Below are 19,691 nucleotides of genomic sequence, written 5' to 3' on the forward strand. Positions count from 1 at the left end.
GACTCGACGCTCCATTTTCAGTAGGACATGAGTCGGACGCACTGAAGTCCGCCTCGCGCAGGGTTTCGGACATCATCCCCGCGTCATCGAACCGCGGGGCCAAAGGACTTGGGTGCACACCCACAAACTAGGAGGAAGCCAAACATGTCTCGTGCTGTTGGAATCGACCTCGGCACCACCAACTCCGTGGTGTCGGTGCTCGAAGGTGGCGAAGCTTCGGTCATCGCCAACGCCGAGGGCTCGCGGACCACGCCGTCCGTGGTGGCCTTTGCGCGTAACGGCGAGGTACTCGTCGGTCAGCCGGCCAAGAATCAGGCGGTCACCAACGTCGACCGCACCATCCGCTCGGTCAAGCGCCACATGGGTGAGGGCAACTGGACGATCGAGATCGACGACAAGAAGTACACCCCACAGGAGATCAGCGCGCGCACGCTCATGAAGCTCAAGCGCGACGCCGAGGCCTACCTCGGTGAGGACGTCACCGACGCCGTGATCACCGTCCCCGCGTACTTCAACGACGCCCAGCGTCAGGCCACCAAGGAAGCCGGCCAGATCGCGGGCCTCAACGTGCTCCGCATCGTCAACGAGCCCACCGCGGCCGCCCTGGCCTACGGACTCGACAAGGGCGAGAAGGAACAGACCATCCTGGTCTTCGACCTCGGTGGCGGCACCTTCGACGTCTCGCTGCTCGAGATCGGCGACGGTGTGGTCGAGGTCCGCGCGACCTCCGGCGACAACCACCTCGGTGGTGACGACTGGGATCAGCGCGTCGTCGACTGGCTCGTCGAGAAGTTCAAGAGCCAGCACGGCGTCGACCTGACCAAGGACAAGATGGCTCTGCAGCGTCTGCGTGAGGCTGCCGAGAAGGCCAAGATCGAACTGTCCAGCTCGCAGAGCACCTCGATCAACCTGCCCTACATCACCGTCGACGCCGACAAGAACCCGCTGTTCCTCGATGAGCAGCTGTCGCGCAGCGAGTTCCAGCGGATCACCTCTGATCTGCTCGAGCGCACCCGCGCACCGTTCCAGGCCGTCATCAAGGATGCGGGCATCTCCGTCGGCGACATCGACCATGTCGTGCTCGTCGGTGGTTCGACCCGTATGCCGGCCGTCACCGACCTGGTGAAGGAACTGACCGGTGGCCGCGAGCCCAACAAGGGCGTCAACCCGGACGAGGTCGTCGCCGTCGGCGCCGCCCTGCAGGCCGGCGTTCTCCGCGGCGAGGTCAAGGACGTGCTGCTGCTCGACGTCACCCCGCTGTCCCTCGGCATCGAGACCAAGGGCGGCGTGATGCACAAGCTGATCGAGCGCAACACCACCATCCCGACCAAGCGCTCGGAGACCTACACCACGGCCGAGGACAACCAGCCGTCGGTGCAGATCCAGGTGTACCAGGGTGAGCGTGAGATCGCCTCGCACAACAAGCTGCTCGGCAGCTTCGAGCTGGGTGGCATCGCGCCCGCACCGCAGGGTGTCCCGCAGATCGAGGTGACCTTCGACATCGACGCCAACGGCATCGTGCACGTCACCGCGAAGGACAAGGGCACCGGCAAGGAGAACTCGATCCGCATCCAGGACGGTTCCGGCCTGAGCAAGGACGAGATCGACCGCATGATCAAGGACGCGGAAGCCCACGCCGACGAGGACCGCAAGCGTCGCGAAGAGGCCGAGACCCGCAACCAGGCGGAGTCGCTGGTCCACCAGACCGAGAAGTTCCTCAAGGACAACGAGGACAAGGTCCCGGGCGACGTTAAGGACAAGGTCGAGGCTGCGGTCGCCGAGGCGAAGGAAGCGCTCAAGGGCACCGACTCCGCCGCGATCAAGTCCGCGATCGAGAAGCTGTCGGAGGAGTCGCAGGCTCTCGGCCAGGCGATCTACGCCAACGCCGCTGCGGAATCCGCCGACGGTGAGGCCGCTGCCGACAGTGATCCCGATGTCGTCGACGCCGAGGTCGTGGACGACGCCGACACCAAGGAGAACAAGTGACCGCAGGATCCCATTCGACGAATGGGTCCGGCGACGAGCCGGTGACGGTGACCGACCGTCGTCGCATCGACCCGGAAACGGGTGAGGTGCGCGACGAGCCGGCCGCCGGTCCCGGCCCGGCCGCCGCCGAACCCGCCGTGAACGAGTCCGAGAACGGGCAGCCCGCCGACGAGACGTCGGCGGATGCCCGGGTCGCCGAGCTGACGGCGGATCTGCAGCGCGAACGCGCGCAGTTCGCCAACTTCCGGCGGCGTGCGGCCGAGGAGAAGCAGGGATCGGTTGCCTACGGCAAGCAGATCCTGATCGACAAGCTCCTCCCGGTTCTCGACGACCTCGACCGTGCCCGTGAGCACGGCGATCTCGAGAGCGGCCCGCTGCGGGCCGTCGCCGACAAGCTGACCGGTGCGCTGAACGCCGAGGGTCTCGAGGCCTTCGGTGCCGCGGGTGACGAGTTCAACCCCGAACTCCACGAAGCGGTCCAGCACGACGGCACCGGCGACCACCCGGTCATCGGCGCGGTGTACCGCTGTGGTTACCGCCTGGGCGAGAAGGTGATCCGTACCGCCATGGTCACGGTCACCGATCCGCAGCCCGCCGGTGACCAGGGCGGTGCACAATAAGGCAACCGTCGCCCGTGCATGAGCGGCGATCCGACCACCGATCCCTGAGGTGCGAGGAGCGCAAGCGACGAGCCACGAAGGGCGAAGAACCCTTCGTGGCTCGCTCCGCTCGCACCTCAGGGAGCGGGTGGCAACTGAAACACCAATCCAGACAACAGAAGACCTGAAGGAGGTGACGTCTGGTGGCTCCACAACGTGAGTGGTTGGAACACGACTTCTACAAGGACCTGGGCGTTGCTTCTGACGCTTCGGCTGAAGAGATCAAGAAGGCCTATCGCAAGCTCGCCCGCGAGCTGCACCCGGACGCCAATCCCGGCGATTCCGCGGCCGAAGAGCGCTTCAAGCGGGTGTCCGAAGCCCACAGTGTGCTGAGCGATCCCGAGAAGCGCAAAGAGTACGACGAGACCCGTGCCATGTTCGCCGGCGGACGATTCCGCGGCGGCGGCAACGGATTCCCGGGCGGATTCCCCGGCGGCGGTACGACGTACACGACCGGTGGCAACGACTTCGATCTGGGCGACCTGTTCGGCGGGGCTCAGACCGGCGGCGGTGGCGGCGGATTCGGCGACATCTTCGACGGCCTCTTCAACCGCGGCGGAGGAACACAACGCACGTCGACGGCCAGCCGTCCGCGCCGCGGCAAGGACCTCGAGACCGAGACCACGCTGTCCTTCAAGGACGCGGCCCTCGGCACGACGGTCCCGCTGCGCGTGACCAGCCCGTCCCCGTGTACGACCTGTCACGGCTCGGGTGCCAAGCCGGGCACCAGCCCGCGAGTGTGCCCCAACTGCAACGGCTCCGGCTTCGTCAGCCGCAACCAGGGCGCCTTCGGGTTCAGCGAACCCTGCCAGGACTGCCAGGGCACCGGTTCGCGGATCGACGACCCGTGCGCCGACTGCTCCGGCAGCGGCGTGAAGAACCGGACCCGCACCATCAACGTGCGTATCCCTGCCGGAGTCGAAGACGGCCAACGCATTCGGCTCGCCGGACAGGGCGAGGCCGGGCGCCGCGGCGCGCCGTCGGGCGACCTGTACGTCGTCGTACATGTCACCCCGCACAAGCAGTTCACGCGCAGCGGCAACGACCTTCGCGTGCAGTTGCCGGTGCGGATCTCCGAACTCGTTCTCGGCGCGACGGTCTCGGTACCGACGCTCGAGGGTTCGGTCGGGGTCAAGATCCCGCCGAACACCACCGACGGCCGGACGCTCCGCGTGCGCGGCCGCGGCGTCCCCAAACGGTCCGGCGGCGCGGGCGATCTGCTCGTCACCGTCAAGGTAGCGGTGCCGGACAAGCTCGACGACGCTGCCATCGAGGCGATGCGCGCCTACGACCAGGCCGAAAGGGCAAGCGGTTTCGATCCACGGGCGAACTGGGGGCGATGAGTGATGGCCGGTCAGAAGAACTTCGACGCCGACGGCGCGACCTTCATGATCTCGGTGGCCGCCGAGCTCGCCGGCATGCATGCTCAGACCCTGCGGACCTATGACCGCCTCGGTCTGGTCACCCCGCAGCGGACGAGTGGCGGCGGTCGCCGCTACTCCTCCCGCGATGTCGACCTCCTGCGTGAGATCCAGCGTCTCTCGCAGGAGGAGGGTGTCAACCTCGCAGGTATCAAACGGATCATCGATCTGAGCAATCAGGTCGAGGCGCTGCAGCAGCGCGTCCGTGAGCTCACCGACGAGGTCGCCGCGTCGCGGAACCGCCGCGGCGGCGAGCTCGTCCCGGTGCCCCGGACCAACGCCCTCGTCGTGTGGCAGCCGCGGCGGAAGCGCTCCGGCGACTGAACGGTCCGGTTCGTTCCGTCAGGGCGACCGGTAGGTCCCGCGTACCTTGGAGGTATGGCTTCCGACACCGTCACCACCGTTGACACGGGCCCGCACCGCGTTTCTCGGCGCATCGTCGTCGACGCACCGGCCGCCGAGGTCTTCGCCCTCATCGCCAATCCGCATCGTCATCCCGAACTGGACGGTTCGGGGACGGTGCGGGACACGCCGGTCAAGGGTCCGGAAAAGCTCACCCCCGGCGCGCGATTCAGCGTCGGGATGAAGCAGTTCGGCGTGCCGTACACCATCACTTCCACCGCGACCGACGTCGACACCGACCGGGTCGTCGAGTGGAAGCACCCCATGGGCCATCGCTGGCGTTGGGAGCTGGAGGCCACCTCACCGACGACCACTCAGGTCACCGAGACCTTCGACTACTCGACGCTCAAGTTTCCGAAGATCATGGAACTGATCGGCTACGACAAGAAGAACGGTCAGGGTATCGAGGGCACGTTGCGGGCGCTCGCGAATCGATTCGGCTGAACCTCGCCGGGTATGCCGACCCGGTCGACCGTCGAACGGCACACCCCGATCGAGACCGTCACCACCTGATCAGGCCGTCCCCGGGCGGTCGCGAAAGGAAGCTCACCCCATGGAGTTCGAGGACGAGGCGTCCCCACCCGACGAGGAAGCCGTCGTCGTTCTCGGAATCCTGGCCGCCCCCGGGCAACCGATCGGGCTCGCACGCAAAATCGTCGACGAGGATCTGGTCGAACACGTGCACACGACCTACCCCGGTGCCCGATGGCAGATCGAGGTCGTGGAGGCGTCCATCGTGCAGCCACCGGCAACCGACGCGCAGATCGTCGACGCCGCGAGAGACGTTCTCCTCGAACATGAATGGGACCTGGTGGTCTGCCTGACCGACCTGCCCCTGCATGTGGGGAAACGCCCGGTTGTCGCACACGCGAACGCGGTGCACGGTGTTGCGGTCCTCTCGGTACCGGCCCTCGGCCCGACCGGTCTGCGCCAGCGGGCGCGAAACACCGTCACCGGGCTCGTCGGACAACTTCTCGGTGCCGACGCCGAGTATCTCAGGGAGCACCGGAAGTCACCGTCGAAGTCGCCGTTGCAGCACCGTGTCCGCCAGCTCGGCACCGACGTCGACGACGAGGGCACCGCGTTCACCGCCCGGGTGCTGACGGGCAATCTCCGGCTCCTCTCCGGAATGGTGCGTGCCAACCGGCCCTGGAGCCTGGCGCTGGGACTGTCCCGCGCGCTCACCGGTGCGATCGCGGCCGGGGTCTTTGCGCTGGTGACCGCCGACATCTGGCTGCTCGCGGACACCTTCGGGTGGATTCGGCTGACCGGAGTGGCCATCGGCTCGATCATCGCCATCACCGCCACGCTGATCATCGGCGCGAACCTGTGGGAGCGGGGAACGTCGCGGCAGTCGCGCCAGCAGATCGTCCTGTTCAACACCGTCACCGTCATCACCGTCGTGCTGGGGGTCGCGGCGTTCTACGCGGCGCTCTTCGTCCTCGCGACCGTCGGCGCCCTGTGTCTGGTGGTCCCGCAGGTCTTCGGCGACGCACTCGGTCACGATCCCGGGATCACCGACTATCTGGAGGTGGCGTGGCTGACGTGTTCGCTCGCCACGGTCGGTGGAGCGCTCGGTGCGGGACTGGAGACCGACGAGGCGGTGCGCGACGCCGCGTACACGCAGCATCCGGCCGAGTCGGTCTGACGGGCCACCCCGACGATCCCGCTGCCACGGATTCGACGCCAGCCGCTAGGCTTCATGGGCAAACGTCGATGTGGAGGTGACGATGACCCAGGAACCGGCGGGCGGGGGACTGCCCGGATCCGTGGTTCTCGGGATATCTGTCGTGGACGACCAGATCGCATCCGTCGTCCGTGACGCCGACGGCCACATCCTGGCCAGCAATCTCGTCGACCTGCCGGACCCCTCTGCCCCCGCGGTCGAGACCGCGATCGTCGAACTCGTCGAGTCGGTCCCGGTCGTCGTCGATCAGATCGGTGTCTCCGTCTCCCGCGAGGACGTCCGCAAGCATCTGGCCCAGGTCTTCGCCTCGGAGACCGCGGCCGAGTCCTGGTACGACCGCGTCGTCGTCACCGGATATGCCTCGGCGCTCGCCGAGATCGCGTGCACTCACGCGACCCGCGGCGGCGTCGTCGCCGTCGTCGACCTCGACCGCGATGCCGCTCCGGCGGCCGGTACGGCACTGGCCACGATCGACACGACGTCGGGCGCGGTCCTCGGGACGGCCGACTTCACCACCAACCGGCTCGCGCCGGTCACCGATCCGGACGGGGCGTCCGAGCTCTCGACGGCCGTCACCAAGCTGCCGCGCGGTCGCGACATCACCTCGATCATCGTCGTCGGGCCGGGGGCGGAGCTGCCGGGTATCGCCCCGGCCGTCGAGTACGCCGCGCAGCGGCCTGTGACGGTTGCCGGCAACCCGTCGCTGGCCTCGGCGATCGGCGCGGCCGACGCCGCCCTGGTGGCGCTGTCTGCGCCCGCGGCGGCCCCGCGGGTGTCGACCGGACGACGCTGGTGGTTCGTCGGTGCCGCGATCGGAGCCGCGGTGTTCCTCGGTGCCGTCGGACTGGCCCTGCTCCTGGCCGGTGAGGGCGAGACCCCCGAACCCGTGTCGGTCACCCTCACCGAGACACCCGCGGCCGTGACCGTCACCGCCGACGCGACGACGGTCACCCGGACCGAAACCGAGACGCAGGCCCGCACGACGACGGTCACCACCGCGCCGCGTCCGGTCACCCGGACGACCACGGTGACCGAAGAGATACCCGGCCCCTTCACGGTGACCGAGACGGAGACCACCACCATCGAGGTGCCCGCTCCGGGAGAACCGGGACAGTCGGCGCCCTGACGAGGTGAGCCGGGGAACCGGACCGACTAGACCGGATCGTGCTGGATACGGCTCGCCCGGACCCCGGCGATGATCAGCTTGCGCCGGGTCGCCTCGATCATCTGCGACGACCCCGCGATCAGTACCTGATGGTTCTCCCAGTTCCCGGCGTCGACGACGACGTCGGCGAGGGTGCCGATCCGGTGGTCGATCCCGAGTTCGGCAGGCGCCGCCACCGCGGTGATCCACCACGGATCCTGCTCCTCCTCCGACACCGCGGTGACCTGCAACCACGGATTGGTCGACGCGATACGCCGGAGCACACTCAGGTCGTAGAGCTCGCCGGGATACCGCATGCCGTAGAAGATGTGCGTCGGCGGCGAGTCCGCGCGCTTGGACATCTCGATGAGCAGCGCACGCAGCGGCGCGAGCCCGGTACCGCCGGCGACCATCAGCACGGGCCGGTCCCGGTCGACGTGCAGTGTGCCGTGACTCTGGGACAGCGTCCAGACGTCTCCGACGCTGGTCTCGCTGACGATGGCCGAACTGACCGTCCCACCCTTGATCGCCCGTACGTGGAACTCCAGTTCACCGGCCGGGTTCGGGGGGATCGACGGCGAGAAGTTGCGCCACTGCTTGGGCCACTGCGGCGTGTGGACCTCGAGGTACTGGCCGGCGTTGAACGTCAGCGGTGCATGCGCGATGAGTCGCACGACGGCGAGGTCGCGGCTGATGCGGTACTTCTCGACGACCTCGGCGGTCCACCGGGCGGGATGGGTGGCCGTCTCGGCGGCCCCACGCATCACGCCGGTGACGAGCATCATCGCCTGCGAGACCGTTTGTTGGGCCTCGGGGTCCCAGTAGCCCTCCATCAGGCTGGCGAACTCGCCCATGAGGGCCGAGTACATGACGTGGTAGTGCTCGGGTTCGACGCCGAACTTGCGATGGTCGCGACCCAGCTGGGCGAGGAACTCGACGAGGTCGGCGTGGCCGGACTCCGCGGGGATGGCTTCGAGTACATGGTCGATCACGCGATGGAAGGCGATCTGCTGTGCGGCCATCGAGACGCCGAACAGGTCCCGGAGGTCGGGATCGATCGCGAACATCCGGGTGTAGACGTTGGTCACGAACCGGTCGGGCTGCCGGTTCACCGCTGTTCGCAGCTGATGCAACGTGTGGCGTGAGTGGCTCGCCATGCTGTCTGGACAACCTCCGTCAGCGTTCGTCCCCCGCCTGTTCCAAGAGACCCACACTAGCCGTTCTTCGCCCCGGAATTCAGGATCCGTCATCGTATGTCGGATGGGTGATCGGGTGTGGCAAGGTACGAGGATGACGTCCCTCGACGGTGTCCTCCCGGCCATCGTCGACGCGCATGTGCAGCACTGGAATCCGCGGCACACCCCCTGGGCGGCAACCCGTTCGTCGCGCCTCTACGGGTTCGTCCCCCGATTGGGGGACCGTGCGTTCCCGCTCATCGCCTCGCGCGCCGACCGTGAGTTCGTGCTGACCCCGCGAACGGTCGCGCGACCCTACGAACCGCGGCAGTACGCCACCGACGCGGCACTCGTGTCGACGGTCGTGGGCGTGCCCATCGACACCGTCGTCCACGTCGAGTCGCACTGGCGCAAAGCGTTGCCGGCCGGGGAGCAGGCCTCGGCCCACAGCACCGCCGTGGAGGAGACGCGCTACCTGGAGCATCTCCCGTTCGGTCGGGCCGGTGCTCCGCGTCTGGGGCGATCGTCGCGCACGGTGATCCTCGGGACCACGACTTCGCGGAGACGCTCGACCAGCAGTTCTCGGTCTCCTCTCGGGTCCGTGGCGTCCGGCTGGTGGCGACGCGACACCCCGACCCGCGTGTCCGCGCCGGCGGCGACGCCGACAACATCCTGTCGTCGGCCTCCTTCCTCGAGGGCTTCGCCGAGTTGGCCGCACGCAAACTCGTCTTCGAGGCGGCGGTCTACTCCCATCAGCTCTACGACGTGATCGACCTGGCGCGCGAGTATCCGGACACGACGATCGTGCTCGATCACTTCGGGATGCCGGCGGGGGTGTTCGGCCCGATCGGGACGCGTACCGGCGCGACGGCCGCGGCGCGTGCGGACATCTGGCGACTGTGGCGGGAACGAATGACCACGCTGGCGTCGTATCGCAATGTGGTGGTGAAGCTTTCCGGCCTGGCCATGCCGATCCTGGGCTACGGCCACGACCGGTGGGGCAACATCGGGGGACAGGCGACCCTGCGCGAGATGATCGGTCCGTTCGTCGAACACGTCGTCACCCACTTCGGGTCCGATCGCATCATGTTCGGGTCCAACTATCCGATCGACCGTCCGAACGCCGCGATCGACGTTCTCGTCGGCGCGCTGGTCGACTGCGTGTCCCAGTGGGGCGACGAGTCGTTACGACGCATCTTCCGCGACACCGCGGTCCGCGTCTACGGACTCGACGAGACCTGATCCGCCGGTCGGCCGTCACGGACGATGCGGGCGTCCCCACCATCGCGAACGAGTCGGCTCGGGAACGGGTACGTCGCGCATGAGCCGGGCGAGGATGTCGACGAGATCCGTGCACGTCGGATAACGGTCCTGCGGCGACTTGGCGAGTGCCTTGGCGAAGATGGAATCCATGGCCGACGGAAGCCACGGCCGACGCCGGGTGAGGCGCGGCGGCTCGTCGTTGATGTGTGCGTAGGTGATCGCGAACGACGTGTGGCGCGGGTACGGAGGTGTGCCGGTGAACAGTTCGACGAGGCTGCACGCGAAGGAGTAGTTGTCGCTGGCCGGCGAGAGTCGCTGTGCCTGAAGTAATTCGGGCGAGGCGTAGCCGATGGAACCCTGCACTCGACCGTTGCGTGCGAGTGGTCTTGTGTCGTCGAGGAATTGGGCGATCCCGAAGTCCGAGAGGTACGCGTCGACGGGTGTGTCGTCGTCGGCGTCGAGGGGCCGGGAGAGCAGGATGTTCGCGGGTTTGACGTCGCGGTGGAGGATTTCCCGGCCGTGGGCGTAGTCGAGAGCGCCGGCGATCTGCCCGGCCACCCGCAGGATCGTCTCCACGTCGGGTTCGTCGGCGTCACCGGGGACCAATGCGGTGGCCGCCGGACCGGGGGCGTACTGCATGGCCAACCACATCGACGGCAGGTGCCGGGGCCGAGAGAACCGGGCGCCAAGGCGATCTCGCCGTGCGCGCGCATCCGGACGATGTGCGGGTGGTCGAGGAGCGAGGCGATCCCGAACTCCCGCTCGAACCGTTCCCGGACCCGGGCGTGGTCGGCGGCGTTCGGGTGCAGCACTTTGAGCGCGATCGGCCCGTTGCCGTCGTCGCGATGGGCACGGAAGACGTCCGCGCTCGCACCCCCGCCGAGGAACTCGTCGATGGTGAAGCCGGCCGCGCATTCGCCAACCTCGAACACCCTGCCCAGAGTAGAGCGACGACGACCGGGCGGTGCGGTGCCGCGATCCGGGTGTCGCCGATCAGGCTCGCGCGGTCAGGCTCTGGGGGTCAGGCGGAAGATCGGGAACTTCCGGCCCTGCGCGGTCTCGGTGTACTTCACGAACTGGTCGGTGAAAGCCGTGAACTTCGCCCAGGCGGCGTCCCATTCGTCGTCGGTGAACTCGGTGACCTGCGTGTCGTACCGCTCGATGCCGTCGGCGGCGGGGGCCTCGACCGCGACCGAATCGGGGTGGGCGCGAAGGTTGTGTACCCATGCCGGTGTCGTCGGGGAACCGGCGAAGGACCCGACGACGAGCCAGGAGCCGTCGTCGGCAAGGCCGAACAGCGGGTGTATCCGTGGCTCCCCGGATTTGGCGCCGAGCGTGTGCAGCAGGACGAGGTTCTTCCCGAACCCCGCGGTGTCGACATGTCCGTTGTTGGTGCGGAACTCATTGATGATGGTCGTGTTGAAGTCGCTCACGACATCATTGATACGCCTCCGGCGCTCTGACCGGCAGGTGTGTCAAAGTGAAACCGCGGCCGGCGCGGCGAAGAATACGCTGAACGCATGAGTGCCGACACGAGTTCGCTGGCCGCCGCCCTTCCCGACGGAATGGTGATCACCGATCCCGACATCCTCGCCGGCTATCGCCAGGACCGGGCTTTCGACCCCGCGGCCGGCACCCCGCTCGCGCTCGTCCGCCCTACCTCGACCGACGAAGTCCAGGCGACGGTCCGCTGGTGTGCCGAGAACCGGGTGCCGATCATCACCAGGGGTGCCGGCACCAGCCTGTCTGGTGGCTCGACGGCGGTGGACGGCGCCATCATGCTCTCCACCGAGAAGATGCGTGAGATCGCCGTGGACCCCGCGACGCGGACCGCCGTCGTACAGCCCGGGCTGTTCAATTCCGAGGTCAAGGCTGCTGCGGCGGCGGAGGGACTCTGGTATCCGCCGGACCCGTCGTCGTTCGAGATCTGCTCGATCGGCGGCAACGTCGCCACGAACGCCGGCGGGTTGTGCTGCGTGAAGTACGGGGTCACCACCGACTACGTCCTCGGCCTGCAGGTGGTGCTGGCCGACGGACGTGCGGTCCGGGTGGGTGGCAGGCAACTCAAGGACTCGGCCGGCCTTCCGCTGACCAAGCTCTTCGTCGGCAGTGAGGGGCTCCTCGGCATCATCACCGAGGTGACGCTGCGGCTGCTGCCGTCCCAGGGGCCGGCGAGCACGGTCGTCGGGATCTTCGACTCGGTGCATGACGCGAGCCGCGCCGTTCTCGGCGTCACCGGCGAGATCCGGCCGGCGATGCTCGAATTCATGGACTCGGTGGCGATCAACGCGGTCGAGGACATGCTGCGTATGGGGCTCGACCGTGATGCGGGGGCACTGCTCGTCGCGCAGTCGGACGCACCCGGGGCGGCCGGCGCCCAGGAGGTCGAGCTCATCCGCAAGGCCTTCGAGACGTGCGGTGCGGGCGAGGTCTTCACCACCGACGATCCCGCCGAGGGGGAGGCGTTCACCGCCGCCCGGCGCGCGGCCATCCCCGCGGTGGAGAAGCTGGGATCGTTGCTCCTCGAGGACGTCGGGGTGCCATTGCCCGCGCTGCCGGATCTCATCGACGGCGTCGCCAAGATCGCCGCGGACAACCAGGTGATGATCTCGGTGATCGCGCACGCCGGTGACGGCAACACGCACCCGCTGATCGTCTTCGATCCGAACGACGCCGCCGAGGCCGCCCGCGCGCAGACCGCGTTCGGCCAGATCATGGACCTCGCCATCGAACTCGGCGGCACCATCACCGGTGAGCACGGCGTGGGTCGACTCAAGAAGGGCTGGCTGCCCGACCAGGTGGGGCCGGACGTGATGGAGCTGACCGCGCTCATCAAGAACGCCCTCGACCCGGAGGGGCTCCTCAACCCCGGGGTGATCCTGTAGATCGTCTGGTCAGCCGCCGGTGCGAGCCCCGGCGTCGGTGCGTACGACGGCATAGGTGCCGCGCCGGCTCCCCTTTGCCTCGAACAGCGCGTCGTCGGCGAGGGCGAAGTCGCGTCGAATCCGTTCGGTCGCATCTCGGTCGGACATGTGCCCGCCGTGGAACGGCCCCACCGCGATACCGAGGCTGACGGTCGCCCACTCGCCGTCACCGGTGTCGACCGGTTGCGCCCCGATGTCGTCGGCGACGGCACGCGCCGCCGCTTCGTCGAGCGGCATCGCGATCGCGAACTCGTCCCCTCCGAGCCGGGCGACGACCGCCGGCTCATCCACCGCGTCCTCGAGGATCTCGGCGACCTGCTGCAGCACCAGGTCGCCCACGGCATGCCCGTGGTCGTCGTTGATCCGTTTGAAGCGGTCGACGTCGGCGGATCGGTGTTGGCCATCCGCAGTTGGTGTTTCAGGGTGCGCTGGAGATCTGAGGTGTAACCCTGATGCAGGGTGACGGTCCCGTTCACGGCCACGAGCAGCGCGAGCGTGGCGGAGAACGCGGTCACGGGCGGAACGCCGTCCATCCAGGCTAGAACACCGAGGGCGCAGATCACCGCACTCGAAAACGCCATGTGGAGATACACCACGCGGGCCCGCACGAAATGCGCGCTGTACGAGCCCACCACGGCGAACAACGCCGAGAAATACAGCGCGAGGCGTGGGTCGGCGGTGGCGAAGAGACATACCGCCAGACCGACGTCCGCGTAGGCGACGAATACGTTGTTGAATCCTCGGACATGTGACTTCTTGGTCCACCACATCACCCCCAGAGGCACTCGGCTCACGGCAATCGCGGTGGGAATGGTGGTCGCGGCAGCAATGGCGAGGACCAGGGACCGCCACATCGACCCCTGCGCGCCGCCGGGGGTGAAGAGCGCGAGTGTTCCCACGATTCCGAAGATGAGAACAAGGCCGGCGATGGTGTATCGGATGTGACGTTCCCGCACCCGCAGTTGCCGGAGGACGTGATGCGTCTCGTCGTAGAGCCGGCCGTGACGCGCGATCTCCGCGGTGATCGGGTCATCACCGAGCCCGCTGAACAGCGTAGATCTCGGCGAACGGCCGACCGCTTCTTCCACCTGATCGAGCTCCGGAATGGGGGTGTGACTGATACTGCGAAGTTTAGACGAGCATTAAGGATGCTTCATCGGAGCAGGGAATGCGCGACGAGTCCCGGTCGCGAGAGTGAAACAGGGAAAAATGAGAAAGAAGCTCCTGCCGGGGTCCTCCCGTCCCCTCCGCGGGGGACCCCAGCAGTGGCCCAAAACGCGATTGGCATCTGAATACGACGCCATGCAGAAATGAGCATATTGGGTCGAAGGTCAACCTACAATCACATCAATCGGGATAACTGACAGGAGATGGTTGATGAATGGTTCTGGTGACACCGGACTCCGCGATATCGACCTGCGCCGACTCCGGATGTTTGTCGTCGTCATAGAGGCTCCGAGCCTCCGCGTCGCGGCCGACAACCTGTTCATCAGCCAGCAGGCGCTGTCGTCGGCGATCCGGGAACTCGAGCGGCAACTGGGGGTCGAGTTGTTCTCCCGGTCGCGCCGCAGCCTGACGCCGACTGCTGCCGGTGAGGCACTCTACCGTGGCGCGGTGCCGCTCCTGGCCGGCGGAGAACAGCTCGCCACACAGGTCAGACGTGTCAATGCCGGATCGCCGGCCCCGTTCGTCATCGGCCACGCGCCCGACCTCGCGTCGTCGGAGGTCTTCCGCATCATCGAACCCGTGGTGCTCGCCGACCCCTCGGTTCCGATCACGGTGCGCCCGGTGTTCGCCGATTTCATGCGCGACGAACTGCTGACGGGGGCGATCGATCTGGCGTTGGGTCGCGGTGTGGCGGCTCCCCCGGACATGGCGACGACGATCGCGACCGAGCACGAACTCCGGTTGGCGGTGCGCAGTGACCACCCGCTCGCGGCGCACGCGCGCGTCGACATGGCCGCCCTCGCCGACTACGAGATCGTCGTGTGGGGACCCGAGCACGATTACGAGTACACCGACATCCTCGTAGGGCTTTGCAGGCGTGCGGGATTCGAGCCCCGGATCATCCTGTCGACCCTCCTGGGCACGCCACCGCACACGGCGGTCATCGCCCATCCGAAGGCCTGTGCCTTCGTCACCAACGAACCCGGCTGGATCTATGCGAACTCCATCCGCATCGTCGAGTTCACCGACCCGCCGTTCGCTCCCGTCCGGGCCATGTGGCTGCCCAACACGGCGTCGACGCTGCGCCGGCAGATCCTGGCGGCCGCGGAAGGTGTTGTGTGAGCCGGCGAGCGCTGCGCGTCAGTGCCGCTCGACGATCGCGGCGAGGTCGGCGCCGTCCGGGAGCGCGCCGTACTCGAAGCTACGGTCGGGGCCCAGTCGGCTCGCGATGAACGCGTCTGCGACGGCGGATGGACTGTGGCGCACCAGCAGAGACGCCTCGAGCGCCAGGGCCATCGCCTCGACGGTCGACCGTGCACGACGCTGGGCGTCGGCCGGGCCGAGCCGAGACAGTTCACCGAGCTGGTCGCGAAGACGGTCCAGGTGCTCGTCGAGGGTGCGGTCGGCGCCGCGAGCGAGCGAGACCTCGGCATCGAATGCGGCCACCGATTCGGGCTCGCGGGTCATCGCGCGCAGGACGTCGAGGGCGATGACGTTGCCGGAGCCCTCCCACACGGCCATCACCGGCTGTTCGCGGTAGCGCATGGCGAGTGGGAAGTCCTCGGTGTATCCGTTGCCGCCCAGGCATTCCAGCGCCTCGTAGGCGTGGTGGGGTCCGCGCTTGCAGATCCAGTACTTGGCAACCGCGGTGGCGAGCCGGCGGAAGGCTCGTTCCTGGGGTCCGGCATCTTCGTCGTGGGCGCGCGCGAGCCGGATGGCGGTGGTGGTCGCGGCCTCGGATTCCAGTGCGAGGTCGGCCAATACGGCGGTCATGGCCGGCTGGTCGGCCAGCGTCGCACCGAAGGCGGCGCGGTGCCGGGCGTGCCAGGTGGCCTCGGCGACGGCCTGCCGCATGCCGGCAGCCGAACCCAGGACGCAGTCGAGCCGGGTCTGCGCGACCATCTCGATGATCGTGCGCACGCCGCGTCCCGGTTCGCCGACCATGACGGCGACGGTGCCGTCGAGTTCGATCTCGCTCGACGCGTTGGACTTGTTGCCGAGCTTGTCCTTGAGACGCTGGATGCGGAAGACGTTGCGGGTGCCGTCGGGGAGGATACGCGGGAGCAGGAAGCACGAAAGTCCTTCGCCGCCTGCGCCTTGTGCCTGGGCGAGGACCAGGAACGCATCGGACATTGGCGCGGAGCAGAACCACTTGTGCCCGGTTAGGAGGTACTCGGCGCCCGGCCCGCCGGTCCCGGCGGGAACCGCAACCGTGGTGTTGGCGCGCACGTCGGAGCCGCCCTGCTTCTCGGTCATCGACATTCCGAAGATCGCCGACTCCTTGGTGGCGCTCAGCTCCGGGGAGTAGCTGCGGGACAACGCCTTCGGAACCCAGTTCGCGGCGACGTCGGGTTGCAGTTCGAGCGAGGGGATGACCGCGTGCGTCATCGACACCGGACAGGCGTGGCCCGGTTCGATCTGCCCGAACAGCATGAAGGCCGCGGCCCGGACCACATGTGATCCCGGCTGCGGGTCGGCCCAGCAGCGTGTGTGGGCGCCGTGGGCGATGGATTCGGAGATGATCCGGTGATAAGCGGGGTGGTACTCGACCTCGTCGATGCGGTGACCCCAGCGGTCGAACGTTCGCAGCACCGGCGTGACGGTGTTGGCGAGATGGGCGTCGTGCTTGAAGGATTCGCTGCCGACGAGTGCCCCGATCTCGCGGAGCTCGGCGTCGCCCCAGGTGCCGTCGTGCCGGGCGACCGCTTCGGTGAGGACGGTGTCGAGTTCGTACTCGTTGACGTCCACCCGCGGTGCCGACTGGTTGAACACCTCGTGGGTGAGATGCGGCTGCGGATGGATGTGCGTCGCGGACTGGGTCATCATGCCTCCTGGGACGTGGGTACGAGTGGCCGGTCCAGAACCCGGTCCGGGATCTGCAGATTCGTGAAGATCACCGCGACCGCGTCCTCGAGCCGGTAGCCGAAATCGGCTCCGGTGGCGGCCTTCTGGACCGCGAGGCCGAAGATCGCCGACCAGAATGCCTTGGCCTCGACGTCGATCCTCGCGCGGAGCGTCCAGCCGGTCCGCACGAGCGTCGACATCAGCGCCTGCTCGCCGCGTTCGTGCAGTGTGCGCAGGGTGTCGGTGATGTGTTCGCGGAGATCGGAGCGGCGCGACGTCAGCAGCATGGCTGTGGTGAACAGTTCGATGTCCCGTGCGCAGGGGCCGAGCAGGGTCCCGACGAGGGTGTTCGTGTAGTCGCGGACGGTCGTGGTCTCGGCGGCGGCTTCCTCGGCTCGGCGGCCGGCGCGCAGCACGCCGGCACAGGCGACCTCGACGAAGAGTTGTTCCTTCGAACCGAAGTAGTAGGTGACCTGATTGGGGTAGGCGTCGGCGCGTTGACAGATCTGCGCCACGGATGCGGACTCGCCGTTCTCCGCGAACACTTCGGCGGCCGCGCGCAGCAAGGACTTGCGCGTGGCCTTACCGGCCTCCCGCGTGGCACGTCCGGTCGTGGGCAACGGCGTCCTTGTCAATCGACAGTGTTTGTACGACAAACAATAAACTGCCGGTGACGGCGGGGCAAGGCTCACGTGGCGCTCGCCCGCGAGTTGTGACGTCCGTTCGAAGATGTCCGAATTGCATCGCTACTTGTCCATACTTGTCAGTATCTGGTGGTAAATGTCCAAGCCTCGGCAGGGCATCACTCATTTTGCAGCGGTACCGCGCCGTGCAAGGCATTAGCAGCCCGCGCCTGCGGCGAAGTAGTCGACGGACACCGGTAGGTACCGAGACGACCGAGGCCGCCACCTGCCGTATCGGACGAATGCTGGGCGAACCAGATCCGGCAGATCGAGGCCCGGGCTCGACGGCAGGCAGCGCCCCAAAAGGGTACGAGCACCGTTCCACGGTCGGCAGGGATAATTCCGCCGGGTATGTAGAAGCGCACACGTCTAATTCGCCACCGCGCGACGCGAGATCGACGAGTTTTCCGTTGGGCCTGGGTGTTGTTGGCGGGTTCATTCGAGTGCGGCACCCAGCTGGCGTGTTTGCAGCCGAGGCATACCTGGCATGGGCAAAACCCCGCGTGCTTACGGCACGTTTTCAATTTGGCGGTCAAGCCCCGAGTAGTGGTGTAACTCGTTTCTGATCCTTCGGGGGGTCAGGCGGGTAGTTGCATCAGTGGATCGGTGGTCGCCTCCGTCGGTGTTGGGGTGTCGGTGGTCAGGGTAAGTCGGCAGCGGCTGAGGACTTCGCGTCCGAGGTAGCGGCGGCCTTCGGCCCATTCGTCGGTCTGTTCGGCCAGGACGGCGCCGATGAGGCGGATGATGGCGTCGCGGTTGGGGAAGATGCCCACAACGTCGGTGCGGCGGCGGATCTCGCGGTTGAGCCGTTCGGTGGGGTTGTTAGACCAGATCTGGCGCCACACGTCGTCGGGGAACCCGGTGAAGGCGAGCAGGTCCTCGCGGGCGTCGCCGAGGTGGTCGGCGACCTCGGGCAACCGGCCGTCGGTGTATTCGAGGAGCCGGTGAACTGCTCGTGCACCGCGGTGGCGGTCGGCTGGTCATACACGCTGTGCAGCATCGCCTTTACCGCCGGCCACATGGACTTGGGGCACACTGCCATGAGGTTGGCGGCGTAGTGGGTGCGGCAGCGCTGCCATACCGCGCCGGGCAGGTTCGCTGCGATCGCCTCGATGAGCCCGGCATGAGCATCGGAGGTCACCAAGCGCACCCCGCCCAGGCCGCGGGCCACCAGGTCGGCGAAGAAGGTGTTCCACGATGCCTTGGTCTCACTGGTGGCCACCTGCATGCCCAACACCTCGCGGTGGCCGTCGCCATTGACGCCGGTCGCCAGCAGCACGACGGCCTTGACGACCTGCTTGTTCTCACGAACTTTGATCGTCAACGCATCGGCGGTGACGAAGGTGAACGGTCCGGCTTCGTCGAGGCGGCGGTGCCGGAATGCGGCGACCTGCTCGTCGAGGTCTTCGGCCATGCGTGAGACCTGCGACTTCGACAGTGAGGCGATGCCGAGTGTCTTGACCAGTTTGTCCATCCGGCGGGTCGATACACCGGCCAGGTAGCAGTCGGCCACGACGGTGATCAGCGCTGACTCGGCCCGCTTGCGACGTTCGAGGAGCCACTCGGGAAAGTAGCTGCCCGAGCGTAGCTTCGGAATGGCGACGTCGACGGTGCCGACCCGGGTGTCGAGGGGGCGGTGACGGTAGCCGTTGCGGCGGTTGGTGCGTTCGGCAGATCGTGCGTTCCATTCGGCACCGCACACGGCGTCGGCATCCGCCGAGAGCAGGGCGTTGATCATAGTCTGTAGCAGTTCGCGCATCAGATCCGGTGACGCGTCTGCGAGGGCTTGGCCGAGTAGGCCGGCAGGGTCGACAATATGGGGTGCGGTCATCGCGATGACTCCTCGAGGATTCTGTGGAAGGTTGACTCGAAGGATCACGCGGTGGCCGCTTTGCATCGGTCAACAACACAGCGTCAGACACGATCTCGGCCACCGAGTTACACCACTCTATGGGGCACTACTAATTTGACTGCCGACAAACTGACCAAGATGACAGTCAGGGAGCATTATTCGGGGTTAACTGCGCCGCTCGTCGCTATGCGCCAACGACAGAAACTCCGGCTCCGACTGTGCCAGCAGCGTCGACCAAGAACGAGAGCAAGATTTCTCCCGCTTCCCATCCCGGCACCTTCGATGTGTCCAGACCCGGCTGGACTATCTGGATGGCGAACTCGGTATTCGGAGTGTTGGCCGCCAGATGGTTGAGAATGGCAGTCGTTTCAGCGACGTCACCTGCGAGAGTCTTCGTTCGGCTGCCCAAGCGTATGGCTAGCGTGTTCCAGAAGGCTTGAGGGTTAGCTAGCTGCGAGTACCCAGGTCTCAATGCGCCTTCTGC

At 67.2% G+C, this 19,691-nt stretch carries 14 protein-coding genes and 3 pseudogenes; 10 read left to right on the plus strand and 7 right to left on the minus strand.

Annotated features, from left to right (window positions below; all coding sequences use genetic code 11):
- The first annotated feature begins 144 nt into the window (after window positions 1-144).
- The 7 genes from dnaK to BLU62_RS27030 all read left to right on the plus strand — a co-directional run bounded on the left by dnaK (window position 145) and on the right by BLU62_RS27030 (window position 7,281).
- Entirely contained in the window at window positions 145-1,986 is a 1,842-nt protein-coding gene (gene dnaK, locus BLU62_RS27000) for a molecular chaperone DnaK (protein WP_074853425.1), read from the plus strand.
- Window positions 1,983-2,606: a nucleotide exchange factor GrpE gene (gene grpE / locus BLU62_RS27005; protein WP_074853427.1), complete on the plus strand. Its 624-nt coding sequence runs from the start codon at window positions 1,983-1,985 to the stop codon at window positions 2,604-2,606. The genes dnaK and grpE overlap by 4 nt, the downstream gene beginning before the upstream one ends.
- 182 nt (window positions 2,607-2,788) lie before the next feature.
- Window positions 2,789-3,988: a molecular chaperone DnaJ gene (gene dnaJ / locus BLU62_RS27010; protein WP_074853429.1), complete on the plus strand. Its 1,200-nt coding sequence runs from the start codon at window positions 2,789-2,791 to the stop codon at window positions 3,986-3,988.
- A gap of 3 nt (window positions 3,989-3,991) precedes the next feature.
- The gene (locus BLU62_RS27015; RefSeq protein ID WP_074854272.1) at window positions 3,992-4,390 is read left to right on the plus strand and encodes a heat shock protein transcriptional repressor HspR; all 399 of its coding nucleotides are present in this window, start codon (window positions 3,992-3,994) and stop codon (window positions 4,388-4,390) included.
- A gap of 54 nt (window positions 4,391-4,444) precedes the next feature.
- Complete coding sequence (locus tag BLU62_RS27020) at window positions 4,445-4,912, plus strand: SRPBCC family protein (protein ID WP_074853431.1); 468 nt, start codon at window positions 4,445-4,447, stop codon at window positions 4,910-4,912.
- 109 nt (window positions 4,913-5,021) lie between these two features.
- The gene (locus tag BLU62_RS27025; RefSeq protein WP_074853433.1) at window positions 5,022-6,116 is read left to right on the plus strand and encodes a hypothetical protein; all 1,095 of its coding nucleotides are present in this window, start codon (window positions 5,022-5,024) and stop codon (window positions 6,114-6,116) included.
- 82 nt (window positions 6,117-6,198) lie between these two features.
- Entirely contained in the window at window positions 6,199-7,281 is a 1,083-nt protein-coding gene (locus BLU62_RS27030; RefSeq protein WP_074854273.1) for a hypothetical protein, read from the plus strand.
- A 26-nt stretch (window positions 7,282-7,307) separates the two neighbouring features.
- Here BLU62_RS27030 and BLU62_RS27035 read toward each other — a convergent pair whose 3' ends face one another.
- Window positions 7,308-8,456, minus strand: a complete 1,149-nt coding sequence (locus tag BLU62_RS27035) for an FAD-binding oxidoreductase (protein ID WP_074853435.1) — start codon at window positions 8,454-8,456, stop codon at window positions 7,308-7,310.
- Between the two features lie 133 nt (window positions 8,457-8,589).
- Here BLU62_RS27035 and BLU62_RS27040 point away from each other — a divergent pair.
- A pseudogene (locus tag BLU62_RS27040) lies at window positions 8,590-9,716 on the plus strand (amidohydrolase family protein).
- A gap of 15 nt (window positions 9,717-9,731) precedes the next feature.
- Here BLU62_RS27040 and BLU62_RS27045 read toward each other — a convergent pair.
- Both BLU62_RS27045 and BLU62_RS27050 read right to left on the minus strand, forming a co-directional pair.
- Window positions 9,732-10,669 (minus strand): annotated as a pseudogene (locus BLU62_RS27045) (serine/threonine-protein kinase).
- A 75-nt stretch (window positions 10,670-10,744) separates the two neighbouring features.
- Window positions 10,745-11,170: a nitroreductase/quinone reductase family protein gene (locus BLU62_RS27050; protein ID WP_074853436.1), complete on the minus strand. Its 426-nt coding sequence runs from the start codon at window positions 11,168-11,170 to the stop codon at window positions 10,745-10,747.
- 87 nt (window positions 11,171-11,257) lie between these two features.
- Between BLU62_RS27050 and BLU62_RS27055 the strand changes: the two genes are divergently transcribed.
- Complete coding sequence (locus BLU62_RS27055) at window positions 11,258-12,622, plus strand: FAD-binding oxidoreductase (protein WP_074853437.1); 1,365 nt, start codon at window positions 11,258-11,260, stop codon at window positions 12,620-12,622.
- A gap of 9 nt (window positions 12,623-12,631) precedes the next feature.
- On the opposite strand, the gene BLU62_RS34105 is transcribed toward BLU62_RS27055, so the two are convergent.
- A complete protein-coding gene (locus BLU62_RS34105) occupies window positions 12,632-13,000 on the minus strand; it encodes a GGDEF domain-containing protein (protein WP_244278416.1) in 369 nt (122 codons plus the stop codon).
- Window positions 13,001-14,038: 1,038 nt separating this feature from the next.
- Between BLU62_RS34105 and BLU62_RS27065 the strand changes: the two genes are divergently transcribed.
- Window positions 14,039-14,950, plus strand: coding sequence for a LysR family transcriptional regulator (locus BLU62_RS27065; RefSeq protein ID WP_074853439.1), 912 nt, complete (start codon window positions 14,039-14,041; stop codon window positions 14,948-14,950).
- Between the two features lie 18 nt (window positions 14,951-14,968).
- Here BLU62_RS27065 and BLU62_RS27070 read toward each other — a convergent pair whose 3' ends face one another.
- From BLU62_RS27070 to BLU62_RS27080, 3 genes and pseudogenes are all read right to left on the minus strand, one after another.
- The gene (locus BLU62_RS27070) at window positions 14,969-16,651 is read right to left on the minus strand and encodes an acyl-CoA dehydrogenase family protein (protein WP_074853441.1); all 1,683 of its coding nucleotides are present in this window, start codon (window positions 16,649-16,651) and stop codon (window positions 14,969-14,971) included.
- On the minus strand, window positions 16,651-17,292 hold the full coding sequence (locus BLU62_RS27075) for a TetR/AcrR family transcriptional regulator C-terminal domain-containing protein (RefSeq protein ID WP_074853443.1): 642 nt from the start codon (window positions 17,290-17,292) through the stop codon (window positions 16,651-16,653). Before BLU62_RS27075 ends, BLU62_RS27070 begins: the two co-directional genes overlap by 1 nt.
- A gap of 641 nt (window positions 17,293-17,933) precedes the next feature.
- Window positions 17,934-19,186 (minus strand): annotated as a pseudogene (locus BLU62_RS27080) (IS256 family transposase).
- Window positions 19,187-19,691 lie beyond the last annotated feature (505 nt).

Origin of the sequence: Gordonia westfalica (genome assembly GCF_900105725.1) — a bacterium.
Taxonomy (GTDB): Bacteria; Actinomycetota; Actinomycetes; order Mycobacteriales; family Mycobacteriaceae; genus Gordonia; species Gordonia westfalica.